The following is a 16,053-nucleotide window of genomic DNA, read 5'->3' on the forward strand; positions in this document are numbered from 1 at the left end:
GGCGAGGACTAATCGCTAACCGATGGTTTCCTGAGTGATGTCGCTATCGCGAGCTGCCTTGTGCTCCTCGTGACCTGCGTCGACGAGGTGGCTGCTGCCCTCAGACTTGAAACCCTGCTTGAAGTCAGCAACTGCGGTCTTCAGCGCGGCAACGGTGTCATCCTCAAGCTTGCCGGAGGAAGCGATATCGGTCAGTACCGAGGTCTTGTGACGCAGGTACTCGATGAAGCCTTCCTCGAAGCGCAGCACGTCGGAAACCTCAATGTCGTCGAGGTGACCGGAGGTACCAGCCCAAATGGAGACAACCTGCTCTTCAACTGCGTACGGGGTGTACTGCGGCTGACGCAACAGCTCGGTCAGGCGAGAACCGCGGGTCAGCTGTGCCTTGGTTGCGTCGTCCAGGTCGGATGCGAACATTGCGAACGCTTCCATAGCACGGTACTGTGCCAGCTCCAGCTTCAGGGTACCGGAGACCTTCTTCATAGCCTTGGTCTGTGCGGCACCACCAACACGGGAGACGGAGATACCGACGTCGACTGCCGGACGCTGGTTAGCGTTGAACAGGTCGGACTGCAGGAAGATCTGGCCGTCAGTAATGGAGATGACGTTGGTCGGAATGAAGGCGGAAACGTCGTTTGCCTTGGTCTCAATGATCGGGAAGCCGGTCATCGAGCCTGCGCCCAGGTCGTCGGAGAGCTTAGCGCAACGCTCCAGCAGGCGGGAGTGCAGGTAGAAGACGTCACCGGGGTATGCTTCACGTCCCGGCGGGCGGCGCAGCAGCAGGGACACAGCGCGGTATGCTTCTGCCTGCTTCGACAGGTCGTCGAAGATGATGAGGACGTGCTTGCCACCGTACATCCAGTGCTGGCCGATAGCCGAACCGGTGTAGGGTGCCAGGTACTTGAAGCCTGCTGCGTCGGATGCGGGAGATGCCACGATGGTGGTGTACTCCAGCGCGCCGCGAGTCTCAAGGGTGTGGCGGACAGCTGCAATGGTGGATGCCTTCTGGCCAACAGCCACGTAGATGCATCGAACCTGCTTGTTGGGGTCACCCGAAGCCCAGTTGTCCTTCTGGTTCAGAATGGTGTCGATCGCAATAGCGGTCTTACCGGTCTGGCGGTCACCAATAATCAGCTGACGCTGACCGCGACCAATCGGAATCATCGAGTCGATTGCCTTCAGACCGGTCTGCAGCGGCTCGTGGACCGACTTACGCTGGGTCACGCCGGGAGCCTGCAGCTCCAGTGCGCGGCGACCTTCAGCCTCAATGGGGCCCAGGTCATCGATCGGGTTACCGAGGGGGTCAACAACGCGACCGAGGTACGCGTCGCCAACGGGCACCGAGAGGACCTCACCGGTGCGGTGTACGACCTGGCCCTCTTCAATACCGGTGAAGTCACCCAGGACGATCACACCAATATTGCGGGTATCCAGGTTCTGTGCGAGGCCGAGGGTGCCGTCTTCGAAACGAAGCAGCTCATTCGCCATAACCGAGGGAAGACCCTCGACACGAGCGATACCGTCGGAGGCCGATACAACTCGACCCACCTCAACACGTTCTGCATTGCCGGGTTCGTAAGACGCTGCAAACTCGTTCAGCGCATTACGGACATCTTCGGCATTGATGGTCAGTTCGGCCATCTTGTGTCCCTGCTCTCTCATTGTGGTTGCGTTCCGTCAACGGAACCAACCGAAACTTGCAATTCGGGTTGAACGGGCGGGCAATGCCACTGCTTCTGCGAAGGAGGCATCTGCCACGCACCCGCTACCCGAGGTATCTTCTAAATCACCGTTGCGACGAACGGTTCAGCGTCGCTAGCTTGAGCCGCTAGCCGATGGAACGAGCCAGGTCGGACATGCGGGTCTCGACGGTACCGTCGATCACCTCGTCGCCCACCTGAACACGCAGACCGCCCAGAACGGCGGGGTCCACCGAAACGTCGAGCTTCAGCTCACGGCCGTACACGGCGTTGAGCGCGCGACCGAGACGTTCAAGCTGTGCCTGCGACAGCGCAATCGCGCTAGTTACTCGCGCAATGTAACGGTTCTGTCGCGTGACGATGATTTCTGCGAACTCATCGGCTACCCGTGCAGCGTGACGGCCGCGGGGGTTGGAGCCAACTCGTTCGAGCAGAAGCACACCTTCGGCGGTGGTGGCGGGGCCACCGAGCGCCACGGCGAGCTTCTTCTTTGCTTCTTTGCTTGCCTGATGGTCGGACAGCGCTTCCTGCGCCTGAGCGTTGGAATCAACGGTACGCACAAAGGTGAGTAGTTCGTTGAGTACCTCGTCCAGGGCGTCCACGCCACCGCGAGACTGAGCCGATGCGGTCACGGCGAGCACTGCTGCACGCTCCAGGGCATTCGCCAGATCAGCATCATCAGACCAGCGCTGAGCCACCGCACTGGTGAACACAGCCATAGCCTGAGAAGAGATCTTGCCGCCGAAGACGGTGTTAGCGATACCCTGACGTGCTGCTGCATCACGCGAAGAATCGGTGACAGCACGGCGCAGGGTGCCGTTGTGGTCGAGAACATCAACCACAGCGAAAAGCTCGCTCGCCAGGTTCAGGGGCTGCAGGGAAGCGTGAGCTTCCAGCACCTCTTCCACCTTGCTCAGTGATTCAGTAGATACTCCTGCCATTACCGAGCCGCACCTGCGTTCTGCTTCTCGGTTTCAAGGTCAGCAAGAAAACGATCTACCACACGGGCCGATCGCTCATCATCGTTGAGGGCTTCGCCCACAATCTTGCCGGCAAGGGTCGTAGCAAGAGTGCCAACCTCGGAACGGAGGGACACTGCTGCTGCCGCACGCTCTGCCTCGATAGCCTTTGCTGCATTATCGCTAATGCGCTGAGCCTCAGCGGTTGCACGCTCGCGAGCATCGGCAATGATTGCCTCGCCCTCTGCGCGTGCCTCTTCACGAATCTTCTGAGCCTCCAGTCGAGCGCTTTCGAGCTGCTGGGTGTACTCATCGCGAGCCGCTGCAGCCTCTGCCTGTGCCTTCTCGGCCTTGGCAAGGCCACCTTCGATTGCTTCCTTACGGTCCTGGTAGATCTTCTCGAACGCCGGGACAACGTACTTAGCAACGATGTAGTAGAGGATCAGGAATCCGATGAGGGTAATGACAATTTCCCCGACGTCGGGAATCAGGGGGTTCGAAGTTGCCTCCGCTCCCCCTTCGCTTGCCAGATAAATCATGGAGGGAATCCTGTTCTATGGGATGGGTCGTTTAGGATGTGGCAGAGCCGGTTACTTGATGAAGACGAGAACCAGGCCCAGAATTGCCAGTGCCTCGACCAGTGCGAAGCCCAGGAACAGCATGGGCTGCAGGGTCTTCTGGGACTCGGGCTGACGAGCAACGCTGGTCATGTATGCCGCGAAGATCAGACCCACGCCGATGCCGCCGCCAATAGCTGCCAGACCGTAGCCAACCGCAGTGATGGAACCAACCATTATTTTTCCTTTCAACAGTGTTCGACCGGGAACATACCCGGACCGAACAGAGTTTGATTTGAGTTAATAGCCCGCACAGTGAACGTGTGGGTTGCTTTATTCACGCCCAATGACGAACGCGAAAACCTAAAAAACTAGAGAGTTTAGTGTCCCTCGGAAACCGAGCCCTGCAGGTACACTGCCAGCAGCAGAGCGAACACATAAGCCTGGATGCACTGAATCATGAATTCCAGGAAGTACAGGAACATGCCCAGAGCACCGGGAGCAATAGCGGCCAGGTAGCCGATGCCGCCCAGAGTCTCAACCATGTAGGTCACCATGCTGGATGCAACCATCAGCGCCAGGTGACCACCGAACATGGTCGCGAAGAGACGCAGCGCGTGAGTTGCGGGACGAATCAGCAGGTTCGAGAAGAACTCGATCGGGATCAGGATGGGGTAAATCCACACCGGCAGACCCGAAGGCATGGTGATGTCCTTGAAGAAGCCGCCCAGGCCCTTGCGCTTGATACCAACGCCAACCCAGGTCAGGTACGCGACGCCAGCCAGTGCGTAGGCGCTACCGGGGTGGGAGAAGGAGGGCAGCTGAACAAACGGAATCGAACCGAAGAGGTTGTTCACCAGAACGAAGAAGAAGGAGGCGAACAGAATCGGCACGAAAGGCTTGTAGTGCTGCACGCCCAGGGTTTCCTTGCCGAGGGAGTTACGAGCAAACATGTAGCCAGACTCAGCGATGAACTGAGTCTTGCCGGGAACCATGGCGCGCTTACGTGCTGCGGTGAGGAAGAAGACCGCAATAATCACCACGGACAGCAGAATCAGTACGTTCTGCTTACCGAAAGCGAAATCACCAATGGTGAAGAAGGGGGGCAGATGCATGTCTTCGGGGGTCGGCGGCACATAGGCTTCCGCGAGGATCAACCCGTTCTCGATCAAAGCAAGTCCTTTCTTGCTACTAGTGGCTATCAAGAGCCCATGTCTGCCTCTAAGCGACTGACATGCTAACTACATGGATGAATGTGTGACCTAACGGTCCGCGTTCAATGACCTAGCGGTCTTTATTCTGCCTGGTCATGTGGGTAAAGACGAGGGTCAAACCTCCGACAGCGCCAATCAAGACGCCAACCCACACCAGCCAGGTGGTGGAGAAGACCAGGTCACCGAGGTAACCGATGCCGCCCCACACTGCTATACCGATGATCAGATAGAGAATCGACATGACTGCGCCGGAGAGACCTCCGTCAGACACCAATTCTCCGGTAGTGCGGAGCTTTTTATCTCCGTCCCACCATTTCTTCTCTTCGGCCAAACGTATTTCCTTTCAAACACCGATCGCGTTACCGACCATGGTCTTCTAGATCGGTGTCGAAGTATAGAATTCTCAGTCGTGCGATGCTGACTGTTTCAATAACAATCCACAGAATCACGCCGGTACATGCGCCCGCGAGAGTCCAACCGTGCCTCAGATTCTCGGGGAATGGCACGAACATCAATACCAGACCGAGTAGGGCAATCTTCACGAGGTAGCTCACCACCAGCGATTTGGGTACACCCCAGTCGAAAATGGGAGCAACCAACATAACTAATACGCCCAGAGTGAAGCATATATAGATTATCAGAAAGCCCAATGTTATTCCTAGCGCGCCCACAGGGCCCGCAAACAGGTACGCACTCATCATACCGCCCAACCAAGCCAGCAGAGAGTAAGCCGATACCCTGTAGAACAAAAATTTCCAGGAAAGCTCCTGGCTCTCGAAAGAAGAGGCCTTCAAACCTGCTTGAGCGCGCTCTCGGCGGCGTTTCTGCTGCCGCCTACGTTCCGCCGGCGGATACCACAGAACGTCCACCACGCGCCTCCAGAGAGGCTCAGCAGGAACCTCAGCCGAAGGTTTAGAGTGTTCAGAAGTCATTAGTGTTTCTCCCCACGGTTTCGATGAGAAGACGGCTGAATAGAGGAATGAGCAGCAGAGGAGCGAGCAGTAGAAGAGCCGTCTGCACGGTCTTTCACGGAATCCGGCATAATCGGCTCCGGATGCAGCGAGGTCGGCTCCACATTCTCAGGAGTCGCCGGAACACCGGTTGCAGAAGTCAACGAACCGGTAGCAGGCTCCGAAGCAGTCTTCTTCGCCTCAGGAGCTGTCGTCTTAGGAGCCGAGGCAAAACGCTTCGACAAATCAATCGCAGAAGTAGGAGCCTCGCCGCCAAAGAGCTGCGGCATACGCAGATACACGACCAACACGGCAAGAGCCACCAGCACAACACCCACGGTCGCCACCACAGATCCCGCAGTGTACAGGTCAGAGGCAAACGCCAACAGCACCCACACCAAAATGGTCGTACCCGTCACTACGGCGGTCGAACCAAGGTGGCTGAAACCAACATCCGTCAGACGCTGATACGTGTGAGTACGGTGCGGCTTATACCACTGCTCCCCCGCCATAAAACGACGGAACAGAGTCGTACCAGCATCCGCAAGGTAGGTCACCAGCGGAGCAAAAGACAGCAGGAACGGAACATCCGCAAACCACGCACCCACAGCCATCGTGCCCAGCGCCGCACCCAAAACATAAGAACCCGCATCGCCCAAAAACACGTTCTTACCGGGGCGCACATTCCACGGCAGGAACGCCGCAAAAGCACCAGCAACAGCCACACCGGCCAACGCCAGCCACGGCAGGTTCACCATCCAGCCGGTCAGCGCATACGCCAAACCAGCCACCAGACCGTGAGCACCAGAAATGCCGTTAATGCCGTCCATAAAGTTCGCCACATTAATGTATCCAGCAATAAAAATCGCACCCAAAACCAGCAGCAGAATGTTCGTACCCTGCACCGTCGCAAAGCTTACGCTCACCAAAAGACCAATGACCAACTGCAGGCCCGCACGACGCACAATGCTCACGCCGCGAATATCCTCCAGCCAGCCCAGGGCAAGAGCGCACAAAATCGCCGCGGCAATCGTCACCGCCAGCTGCAAAGACTCAGAAGAACGGTACGTCCAGCCAAACAAAGTAGCCACTACAAACGCCAGCAAAGTCGCCGCAGCAGTCGCCAAACCCATACCGCGGTAGGTCGGAGCAGTATGCGAAGAACGCTCATTAGGAACATCCACCATATTGTTGCGGTGCAAAATCGGGCGCACCGCAAACGGCAAAAGGGCACCCAAAACAAAAGCAAGAGCAAAAATACTCAACAGCTCAGAAAAGGAGGTCATACCAGCTCCAAGGCATTGGCACCGTCGAAGCTGGAACCAAACTCCAGAATCGCGGCTAAGGGACGATATGTGTGTAGTGTGTGTTTACTTCGTATTCTATAGAACTCTTCTGAAGCCCGGGGCTAAACGTTACAGAATCTCTCCATACGCTCCGCATATTCTGCGTCCTGAAATGTTCTGCACCCGAGAAAGAGAAAAACACCGGATACCACACCCGCCACGCAAGTGCAGCATCCGGTGTCATTCCGTAAAGATCAGAACGTCTGTGCATCCGCCAGAGTACGCGGATCAGGGGCACGCTCCAGGCCATGACGCTCATAGCCGCTGTGCTCCCGATAGTTCTGAATCCAGCGCTCATAATCGAGCTCATCAGGGTCAAGCGCCGGGGCACTCGACCGGGAAATATACCGGTTCTCCTCGCTAGGTACCAGCTTCTCGGTACCACCGAAGAGAGTCTCATCCAGCTTCTCACCCTTGCGAAGACCAATCTCCTTGATCTCCACGTCATACCGCTCATACGCCTGGCGCATCGCCTTCGCAACGTCCAGAATCTTGACCGGCTGACCCATATCCAGCACCATGACCTCGCCCGGGCGACCAATCGCACCGGCAAGCATCACCAGCAGGCAGGCATCGGTAATCAGCATAAAGTAACGGGTCGCGCGCTTATCCGTCAGGGTAATCGGACCACCCGAAAGGATCTGCTTCGTAAAGAGCGGCTTAATCGAACCGCGCGAACCAAACACGTTACCGAAACGAACCGACACGTAGGTGTTGCCGGTCTTCTCGCCAAAGTACGCGGTCAGACGCTCCGCCACACGCTTGGACTGGCCCAGCGCAGTCTTCGGGTCCGCAGCTTTATCGGTCGAAACGTTCACGAAGGTCTTCACGCCCACAGCCTCCGCGGCACGCAACACGTTCAGAGTGCCCAGGGCGTTCGTCTTCCACGCCTCCTGTGGGTACGCCTCCAGCGCTGACACATGCTTCAAAGCCGCAGCATGGAAGACCACCTCGGGGCGACGTTCACGGAAAATCTCCAGCAGATTATCGCCCTCACGAATATCAGCCAGAATAATGCGGTCATCATCCAGGCTCGACTCGTGAGTAATCGAAACCTTCGTCTCCATCAGCAGAGTCTCATCATGATCAAGCATCATGAGAGTCTCAGGCTCAAACTCGCTAATCTGACGGCACAGCTCAGAACCAATCGAACCGCCCGCACCCGTGACCAGCACACGCTTACCGTGCAGGTACGAACGCAGAATATCGCGGTCAATATCGTAGTTAATCTCGCCACGAATCACACGCATCAGGTCGTTATCGCTCGCAGTAATCAGACGCTCACCCATCAGGCGAGCATTCGCACTACTAATACGCTGAACCTCAACCTTGAGCTTACGCATGCGGTTACAGAAGGACTCGAAGTAATCCTCCGGCATATCCGAAATCGTCACCAGAATCTTACGGGTGCCCGACTCACGAATCACCTGCTCCAGCTCGCGGTAAGTCGTAATCACCGAAATGCCGTGGAACTTCGTACCAGCCTTCAGCTGGTCATCATCGAAGACCGCAACCGGGCGAAGCTTCGCATCCTCATCGTGCAGCATCGAATCCATGACCATGCCGCCAATAAAACCGGCACCGTACACAATCACCGGCTCACCGGTCAGCTCACGCACCGCACCACGCTCAGTGTAGACGCGCTTCGCCATGCGGGCGCCCGCCATCATAATCAGGCTAAATGCCGCCGCGATTGCAGGCACACTATGCGGCATATGCGGCAGACCCAACAGCTCATCCACAAAGGAGAAAGCAGTCAACGCCGCACCCGCGCTCAAAGCAGCCGCGCCGGCACGCCACGACTCGTCAAACGAACCGTACGAATACACGCCGTTATAAATCTTCACACCCGCCAGACCAATGACCAGGTGCAACACCACAGCCAACGTAGCGGTCATCGTCAACGACGCCGGGTGAATAATATCGAACACCGAACCGTTACTGAGCAGCACACTATAGCGGAGCATGTACGCGAACAAAACCGCCAGAACCCAGGCGCTCGAATCAATCAGCGCCTGCGCAATCAACCACCACGGCTTACGCTCATACAGGCGGTTCACCAGCATCGTGCCGGAGTCACCCTCCGTCACCATCGTGCCGCGCTGAGCTGCCTTCTGCATCACCACATGAGCGTGAGGTTTCAACTGAGCCACTACATGCCTCCTTCAGATGCGGTACCAGAAGAACGAGAAGAAGCACGAGCCGTCAACGACGACAACGCACGAAACGCCGAACGGCGCGCCTGCTCAGGAACAAAACGGTACACACTACGCACCGCCATATTCTGAGCCCACTGAAGCTTAGAAATACCGTGACCGGTGTACAGTCGACGCTGAATCGCCACATCCTGCAACCAGGCGTCCACTCCCCCGCGCTTCGTGTACGCGCCCGCACCCACGCGGTAACGCACCAGCGCCTCTGGGATATTGCCGAGACGGTAGCCGGCATCGCGCAGACGCATCCACAGCCACCAATCCTCAGCGCCGGGCACGAACTCGTAACCGCCCAGCTGCTGCACGGCGCTCTTCACGAACGCCACGGACGGGTGATAAATCGGGTTGCGCGAATCCATCGCGCTGAGCAGACGCGCAGAATCAACAATCGCCTCGCGGGTCGACTCCACCGCAGTATTGCTCTCATTCACCTCAAGCATGGCAGAGCCCAGCACCGTGTAGCCGCCCTGCACCAGGGCAGGAATCAGACGCGCAAAACGAGTCGGCTCAGACAGATCATCAGAATCAGCACGAGCCACCAGCTCATACGAACACGCCTGCAGACCGGCATTCAGCGCCTCCGCCAAACCAACATTCTGAGCCAGCTCCACCACCTGAATCGGCGGGCAATCCAGATTCTCGGCGCGCTGAACCCAGCGGTCCACCACGGCATCCAGCTCGGGGGTCAGCGGACCATCCTTCACCAAAACCAGCTCGGAAGGACGCACCGTCTGGTTCAGAAGATTCGACTCCAACGCCTGATCCAGATAGGCGGGGTTCTCCTTCGCGTACACGCTCATCAGCACCGAGAAATCGGGTACAGAGCTCACGCAACCGTGCGCCTTCTCAGCATCAACCGTGCTAGCTGCAGCCGGCACGCCGTAGCGGCCGGGGAAAGTCAGCGGGTAAACGCCCTCAAGCACCTGCGCATTCGGGCGAGGCGCACGCAAACCATCACGCACACCATCGAGGAAATACCCCAGGTAGGTGCGGCGGTCATCAGTACGCAGAACAGTAGAAATCCACAGGCGCGCCGACGAGCCACCGTAGAGCAGCTTCTCCAGCGGGTTCAGGGTACGCGAACGGGTAAAGACCCACAGCTTATTACGCACATCGTTATAGAAACGCGGACCCGGGTCGGCATTCGTTGTACCAAAAGTCTTCGTGTGGTGCTTAGCCACCGAGGAAGGCACCGCAATACCGTCACGATGATGAATCAGACGAGTCGAAAACTCGAAGTCATCATTCCAAATGAAGAACTCAGCAATCGGCAAACCACCGTTACGGCGAATGGCCTGCGCATCCATCAGAATCGATACGAACGAGGCGCTACGAATCGGGCGGGCACCCACCGCCTGTGCACGAGCATGACGCTGCTCCCCCGCCGCAAACATGGTGCGCGGAGTATTCATCGGGTGGTCCTCGCCGTTCGTCCACACCACACGAGATGCCACCACCGCGGGGCGCTGCGAAGGCACCGGCGAATAGTTCAGCCAGGCGGCAACCGCCTCCGACAGGGTGTTCTCGGTCGGCTCGGTGTCATCGTCCATCACCCACACCAGGTCCGGGTTATGGCGTTCCAGAGCACGGTCAATACCCACCGCGAAACCGCCAGCGCCACCCATATTGCTCTCCAAGCGGATATGGTCCACCGGCAGCTCATAGTCCAGGGTACGCAGATACTCGGCGGTACCGTCCGTGGAGGCGTTATCAACAATCACCACCGCCGCAGGCACGCGCTCACCAGAAGCGATACCAGCAAGGGTCTTCGGCAGCAGATCCTCACGGTTATAGGTCACCACCACAGCGACCGTGCGGGGGTACTCGTTCAAAGAATTGCGAGAAGAAGACTGTTCGGAAGAAGGCTGTTCGGAAGAAGGCTGGGCAAAAGCGGTCACGTCGCTGTACTTTTCTGCCATAAGTTCTCCCTCCGCGGCGCGATGCGCCTGAATCAGCCGGTACGCGATACACCCATACCGTGCCGGGCGCTTCTGGTGTTTCTCGCGCCCTCGGTACTCAACCGTGTGGATATATCACTCAAAGAAAACATTTTACCCGCGGTCTCCACTAGAGAGTGAACCATCACCCCAAAAGACGCGCTATATGACAAATAAACAACCGAATTCAGTTGATTTATCCGCATAGCGGACGTACCCGCACACCCACTTTTGGGTGTCTATCAAGCTATCAGCTTCACAGCCTGTGTTTGCGCTGTGCACCCCGTGCGAAAAAACGACCAGAGACCGAATAAAACCCCACAAATTCCCCATAAACTGTTCAAATATGGGAAAGTTGAAATGACCCCATTTTTCCCCGCAACGTACGCGGGCTCGTGAGAGGTAAAAGAGATGTCCGAATCCAAGTGGAAAGTCATTGGCGCCAGCGGCTTCGTTGGTTCCTCCATCGTCGCGCGTCTGAACGCAGAAGGTATCAGCGTTGACCCCATTGAGGCACCTCGACTCGCAACCCGAGCCCTTGACGTAGACAGCATCATCGACGAAGCAGACCAGCTTGAAGGCATCATCGACTCCCTCGCAGAAGCCTTCGCGGGCGCGCAGGTCGTCGTCAACGCAGCGGGCCTCGCAGCACCCAACATGCAGGACCTGCCCCCGCTCGTCGGCGCAAACGCCCTGCTTCCCGCCGTGATCGCAATCGCCGCACAGCGCACCGGCGTGCGCCGCGTCATCCACCTCTCCTCCGCAGCCGTACAGGGCCCGCGTCTCGTGCTGGATGATTCCGCGGAGACCAACCCGTTCAGCGCTTACTCCTTCTCCAAGGCGCTCGGCGAAGAAGCACTGCTCGACTTGCAGGATTACTTCCTCGAAGAGCACCCCGACTGCGCACCCGAACTGTGCATCCTACGCGCAACCAGCGTGCAGGGCCGCGGCCGACGCACCACCGAGCTCTTCGCCAAGATGGCGTCCTCCCCCTTCGCCTCCGTTGCGGGTGCAGGCACCGGCAAGTCCCCGGTTTCCAGCGTGCACGCTCTCGCAGAATTCGTGGTCATGCTCGGCACTTTCCCCGGCGAGCTACCCGCCATCGTGTTGCAGCCTTGGGAAGGCGCAACCGTCGCCTCCGCAACGTTGGATGCAGGCCGCCGCAAGCCGCTGCACCTGCCCGAATGGCTCTGCCGTGCAGCAGTGAAGGCGGGCTACACTGTCTCCGAGCTGATGAACGATAGGTTCTCCGGTTCCGTGCGCAAGGTCGAGGTCATGTGGTTCGGCCAGGGCATCGACGATTCCTGGGCACGCGAAAACGGCCTGCTGCCCACCCCGCGCGTGCGTGAAGTACTGCGCAACGCCCACACCGCGCTGGGCAAGAAGAAGGACCGCCGCTTCGACAAGAACTAGGTGGTGCAGAACTAGGTAGCGCGCGTGCTCTCCTAGAGGTGCACAGCCTGAGGCACGCCGACTATGGGCACATAGCCTAGAGGACTCATAACGAAAGGGAACCCTCGATATATCTGAACGATATATCGGGGGTTCCCTATACGTTTTTATGCTCCGAAATCTTACGCTCCAGGCTCTATAACGCGCAGAGGTTTAGAGGTGATCCTCCGGGGCATCCTTCTGCTCAGTCTTTGCCTCAGCCTCGGTCGTAACAGCCTCAGCCTTAGCGTCTTCAGCCTTAGCTTCTGCCGGCTTAGCCTCGCTCTGAGCGGGGGCACTCTTAGCGGCAATCTCAATCTTCGACTCGCCAAAGACCAGCGCACGCGCAGTATCAGCAGGAACCGGCAGAGTCTGCGGCTCATCCGCACGAACCGGCTTCGGAGTGTTGTCACGGTAGCCGCGCGCACGCTCCTGATCCACGCCGGTGCTGAATGCGGAAGACAGCGCCGAACCAGCGCCCAGCAGGGACGCCGCGACAGAGCCGGCAGCCGGCGCCGAAGCGCGACGAGCAGGCTCACCGCTCACAGTATGGGTGCTGTCCCACTGCTCGTACGCCTCATCCAGGTCAGCCTGATCGTCCAGGGCACGCTCAGAAGGAGTCGACTCAGACGACGTGGAAGAAGCGGACTCAGCTTCCTCAACCTTACGAGCGGCCTGCTCGTCAGCCTCCGCACGAGTCAGGATAGTCGGAACAACCTCGCGCAGCTCCTCCACCGAAATTGCGCCCTCACGAACCACCACGTAGGGGAAGGAGGTGCAATCCAGAATCGTGGACGGTGCCGGCTCACGCTCAGTCACCACAACCACGCCGTCCTCATTCGGCTCAGACTCAAGCGGCTTAGGACGAGCGCCACCGTCAATGATCACGGCAACGTCCTCGCCCAGGGACTCCATGGCGGTCTGCGCGTCCAGTGCGGCTTCCTGACCGGTCTTGTTCGCGCTCGAAACCGCCAGCGGACCGTGCTCAGTCAGCAGCTTCAGAGCGAACTCATCATCGGGAACACGCACGGCAACGGTACCGCGGGTCTCGCCCAAATCCCAGCTCAGCGACGGGTACGCGTGAAGAATAATAGTCAGCGCGCCGGGCCAGAAGCGACCACCCAGGTCGTAAATATCATCCGGAACGTCGTCGACCACGCCAGCGAGCGCAGCAAGATCAAAGATCAGTACGGGCGGCGGCATGGTGCGGTCGCGGCCCTTATCTGCCAGCAGCTTGGCAACGCCCTGATGCGAGAAAGCATCGGCGGCAATACCGTAGACGGTATCGGTGGGCATCACAATCGTGTCGTGCGCCTTCAGCGCCTCGCGGGCAGCTTCGATGGCCTCGCGGGTCTCAGTTTCAGTCGTTACGGGGTACAGCTTTGCAGTCACGGGTCTTATTCTCTCATGTTTTTCTGGATGCGGCGAGACACCGGCACCCACAACGCGCCATGTGGAAGCGCTCTTCCGGGGGTTCGCCGTATTTCACCGGCTCTGGGCTGGTTACTGGGGCGGACGCGTTGCCTTCACGCAGCCCGGCACGGGCTAGGTGGTGCATTTACTAGTCTAAAGGCTCTAGTGGGCGCGGTTTATAACCGACGCTATGGCGGGGACGATTATTCAGGTCACGCACCGGGTAGCAACTCTCGAAGCCAATGCGTGCCAGGAGCTCGGCGACGGCTTCTTCCTGGGTGTCGTCGTGCTCCATGATGAACAGACCGCCGGGGGAAAGAAGTTCGAAGGCGCGGGCGGCAATCGCGGAGGGCATCTGCATGCCGTCCTCTCCCCCGCCGTACAGCGCCATGTCCGGGTCGTGCAGGGCGGCTTCCGGGTCGGCGGGCACGTTCGCCGACGGAATGTACGGAGGGTTCGAGAGCACCGCATCAAAGGTTCCGGCAAGCTCGGGCAGGGCGGTGAGGGCGTCTCCCTGCACCAGGTGTACGCCGAGCGGCTCCAGGTTTTTACGGGTGTAGGGGATGGCCTCTTCGGAGAGTTCCACCGCGAACACCTGGGCGTTCGGTAGTTCGCTCTTGATTGCCGCGGCGATAGCCCCGGAGCCGCTGCACAGGTCGACGATGCGTAGCGCACCGGTTGCCGAAGCGGTACCGGTTGCCGATTTGGCGCGTGCGTTCAGCACTTTGAGGGCTTCTTCGACGAGTAGTTCGGTCTCGGGGCGGGGTACGAACACGCCCGGCCCGACTGCCAGTTCTAGGCGGTAGAAGGGAGCGGAGCCGGTGATGTGTTGCAGCGGTTCGCGGCGGGCGCGGCGGGCGACCAGCGCCTCGTACTCTGCGACCTGGTCGGGGGTGAGCCGTTCCCCCATCAACGCGGCGTGCTGGAGGCGCGAGCGTGAGCCGTCGTAGAGCAGGTGCGCGGCGAGTAGCTCGGCATCGACGCGGGGGCTGGGCACCTGCGCTAGTGCCGCGGTGGCGCGCGTGAGTACCTGCGCGAGTTCTTCCCCGCGCGGGTCGTGCACATTCACCTTCATGAGCTCTCCTCCTCGTCTCTCAACGACTCAAAACCTGTCACAGCATATGGCTGAGGGGCTCCACCGCCGTAGCGGCGAGCCCCTCACCAACATCTCACGTCGATTCAGCGAATCGGCAAGAGTCTATATACAGAAACTACTTCTGTTCCTGGCCCACCTGAGCGAGGCGGTGCGCCTCGTCCATCTCAATAGCGGACTGAACCACAGGCTCCAGGTCACCATTGAGCACAGCGTCCAGGTTGTACGCCTTGTAGCCGGTACGGTGATCCGCAATGCGGTTCTCCGGGAAGTTGTACGTACGGATACGCTCCGAACGGTCCATGGTACGCACCTGCGAAGCACGGTGTGCCGCGTTCTCAGCGTCAATCTGCTCCTGCTGGTGAGCCAACAGGCGCGCACGCAGAACGCGCATCGCAGCTTCACGGTTCTGCAGCTGAGACTTCTCATTCTGCATTGCCACCACAATACCGGTCGGAAGGTGAGTAATACGCACCGCCGAGTCAGTGGTGTTCACCGACTGACCACCGGGGCCCGAAGAACGGTACACGTCAATCTTCAGGTCATTCTGGTTAATCTCGATTTCTTCCGGCTCGTCCACTTCGGGGAACACCAGAACACCAGCAGCAGAAGTGTGGATACGGCCCTGAGACTCAGTCGCCGGAACACGCTGCACACGGTGCACGCCACCCTCATACTTCAGGTGCGCCCACACGCCCTCAGCAGGCTCATTCGAGGAGCCCTTAATAGCAATCTGGGCATCCTTGTAACCGCCAACATCGGTGCTGGTCGAAGAAATAATCTCAGTCTTCCAGCCCTTGTTCTCGGCGTAACGCATGTACATGCGCAGCAGGTCACCAGCGAACAGAGCCGCCTCGTCACCACCGGCACCAGCCTTCACCTCAAGAATGACGTTACGGCCATCATCCGGGTCACGCGGAATCAGCAGGCGGCGCAGCTTCTCCTGAGCGACCTCCAGCTCCTCCTCCAGGCCGGGAATCTCCGCCGCGAAATCCGGATCCTCATCAGCCATCTCGCGAGCAGCCTCAAGGTCATCCTTCAGCGAAGTGTACTTGTTGTACGCAGTCACAATACCGGTCAGCTCCGCGTAACGGCGGCCCACACGGCGTGCCTTACCCTGGTTCGCCTGCACAGCGGGGTCGGCCAGCTGATTCTGCAGGTCAGCGTGCTCATCCAGCAGAACCTGAATAGATTCAAACATTCTGTTCTCTCTTCCATCTCCCGCACTTTACGCCGCACG

14 protein-coding genes are annotated in these 16,053 nt (G+C 58.8%); 1 reads left to right on the top strand and 13 read right to left on the bottom strand.

The genetic code is table 11. From position 1 onward, the window contains the following. Positions 1-15 precede the first annotated feature (15 nt). The 10 genes from atpA to RQ593_RS04815 all read right to left on the bottom strand — a co-directional run bounded on the left by atpA (position 16) and on the right by RQ593_RS04815 (position 10,858). Complete coding sequence (gene atpA, locus RQ593_RS04770; protein WP_060823639.1) at positions 16-1,641, bottom strand: F0F1 ATP synthase subunit alpha; 1,626 nt, start codon at positions 1,639-1,641, stop codon at positions 16-18. A gap of 187 nt (positions 1,642-1,828) precedes the next feature. Then, the gene (locus RQ593_RS04775; RefSeq protein ID WP_311449945.1) at positions 1,829-2,641 is read right to left on the bottom strand and encodes a F0F1 ATP synthase subunit delta; all 813 of its coding nucleotides are present in this window, start codon (positions 2,639-2,641) and stop codon (positions 1,829-1,831) included. Further along, positions 2,641-3,198: a F0F1 ATP synthase subunit B gene (locus RQ593_RS04780; RefSeq protein ID WP_049326923.1), complete on the bottom strand. Its 558-nt coding sequence runs from the start codon at positions 3,196-3,198 to the stop codon at positions 2,641-2,643. Before RQ593_RS04780 ends, RQ593_RS04775 begins: the two co-directional genes overlap by 1 nt. Before the next feature lie 51 nt (positions 3,199-3,249). Further along, positions 3,250-3,453 (bottom strand): ATP synthase F0 subunit C, encoded by a 204-nt coding sequence (gene atpE / locus RQ593_RS04785; protein WP_005506461.1) that lies wholly within the window; start codon positions 3,451-3,453, stop codon positions 3,250-3,252. A 143-nt stretch (positions 3,454-3,596) separates the two neighbouring features. Beyond that, a complete protein-coding gene (gene atpB / locus RQ593_RS04790) occupies positions 3,597-4,388 on the bottom strand; it encodes a F0F1 ATP synthase subunit A (RefSeq protein ID WP_005507804.1) in 792 nt (263 codons plus the stop codon). A gap of 112 nt (positions 4,389-4,500) precedes the next feature. Continuing rightward, on the bottom strand, positions 4,501-4,761 hold the full coding sequence (locus tag RQ593_RS04795) for a hypothetical protein (protein ID WP_311449946.1): 261 nt from the start codon (positions 4,759-4,761) through the stop codon (positions 4,501-4,503). Between the two features lie 28 nt (positions 4,762-4,789). Next, the gene (locus tag RQ593_RS04800; protein ID WP_060823640.1) at positions 4,790-5,362 is read right to left on the bottom strand and encodes a hypothetical protein; all 573 of its coding nucleotides are present in this window, start codon (positions 5,360-5,362) and stop codon (positions 4,790-4,792) included. Beyond that, positions 5,362-6,666 (bottom strand): glycosyltransferase family 4 protein, encoded by a 1,305-nt coding sequence (locus RQ593_RS04805; RefSeq protein ID WP_311449947.1) that lies wholly within the window; start codon positions 6,664-6,666, stop codon positions 5,362-5,364. The genes RQ593_RS04800 and RQ593_RS04805 overlap by 1 nt, the downstream gene beginning before the upstream one ends. 254 nt (positions 6,667-6,920) lie before the next feature. Next, on the bottom strand, positions 6,921-8,879 hold the full coding sequence (locus RQ593_RS04810; RefSeq protein ID WP_311449948.1) for a polysaccharide biosynthesis protein: 1,959 nt from the start codon (positions 8,877-8,879) through the stop codon (positions 6,921-6,923). Then, a complete protein-coding gene (locus tag RQ593_RS04815; protein ID WP_311449949.1) occupies positions 8,879-10,858 on the bottom strand; it encodes a glycosyltransferase in 1,980 nt (659 codons plus the stop codon). The genes RQ593_RS04810 and RQ593_RS04815 overlap by 1 nt, the downstream gene beginning before the upstream one ends. 429 nt (positions 10,859-11,287) lie before the next feature. Here RQ593_RS04815 and RQ593_RS04820 point away from each other — a divergent pair, with 429 nt between their 5' ends. After that, positions 11,288-12,289 (top strand): NAD-dependent epimerase/dehydratase family protein, encoded by a 1,002-nt coding sequence (locus tag RQ593_RS04820; protein ID WP_311449950.1) that lies wholly within the window; start codon positions 11,288-11,290, stop codon positions 12,287-12,289. A gap of 192 nt (positions 12,290-12,481) precedes the next feature. On the opposite strand, the gene RQ593_RS04825 is transcribed toward RQ593_RS04820, so the two are convergent. The 3 genes from RQ593_RS04825 to prfA all read right to left on the bottom strand — a co-directional run bounded on the left by RQ593_RS04825 (position 12,482) and on the right by prfA (position 16,014). Beyond that, positions 12,482-13,699, bottom strand: a complete 1,218-nt coding sequence (locus RQ593_RS04825) for an L-threonylcarbamoyladenylate synthase (RefSeq protein ID WP_311449951.1) — start codon at positions 13,697-13,699, stop codon at positions 12,482-12,484. Between the two features lie 169 nt (positions 13,700-13,868). Continuing rightward, on the bottom strand, positions 13,869-14,795 hold the full coding sequence (gene prmC / locus RQ593_RS04830; protein ID WP_311449952.1) for a peptide chain release factor N(5)-glutamine methyltransferase: 927 nt from the start codon (positions 14,793-14,795) through the stop codon (positions 13,869-13,871). Between the two features lie 136 nt (positions 14,796-14,931). Continuing rightward, positions 14,932-16,014 carry a peptide chain release factor 1 gene (prfA, locus tag RQ593_RS04835; RefSeq protein WP_049337341.1) on the bottom strand — a complete coding sequence of 361 codons (1,083 nt, stop codon included), beginning with the start codon at positions 16,012-16,014 and terminating at the stop codon, positions 14,932-14,934. Positions 16,015-16,053: the final 39 nt, after the last annotated feature.

The organism is uncultured Rothia sp. (assembly GCF_963507905.1).
In the GTDB taxonomy this organism is placed as follows: domain Bacteria; phylum Actinomycetota; class Actinomycetes; order Actinomycetales; family Micrococcaceae; genus Rothia.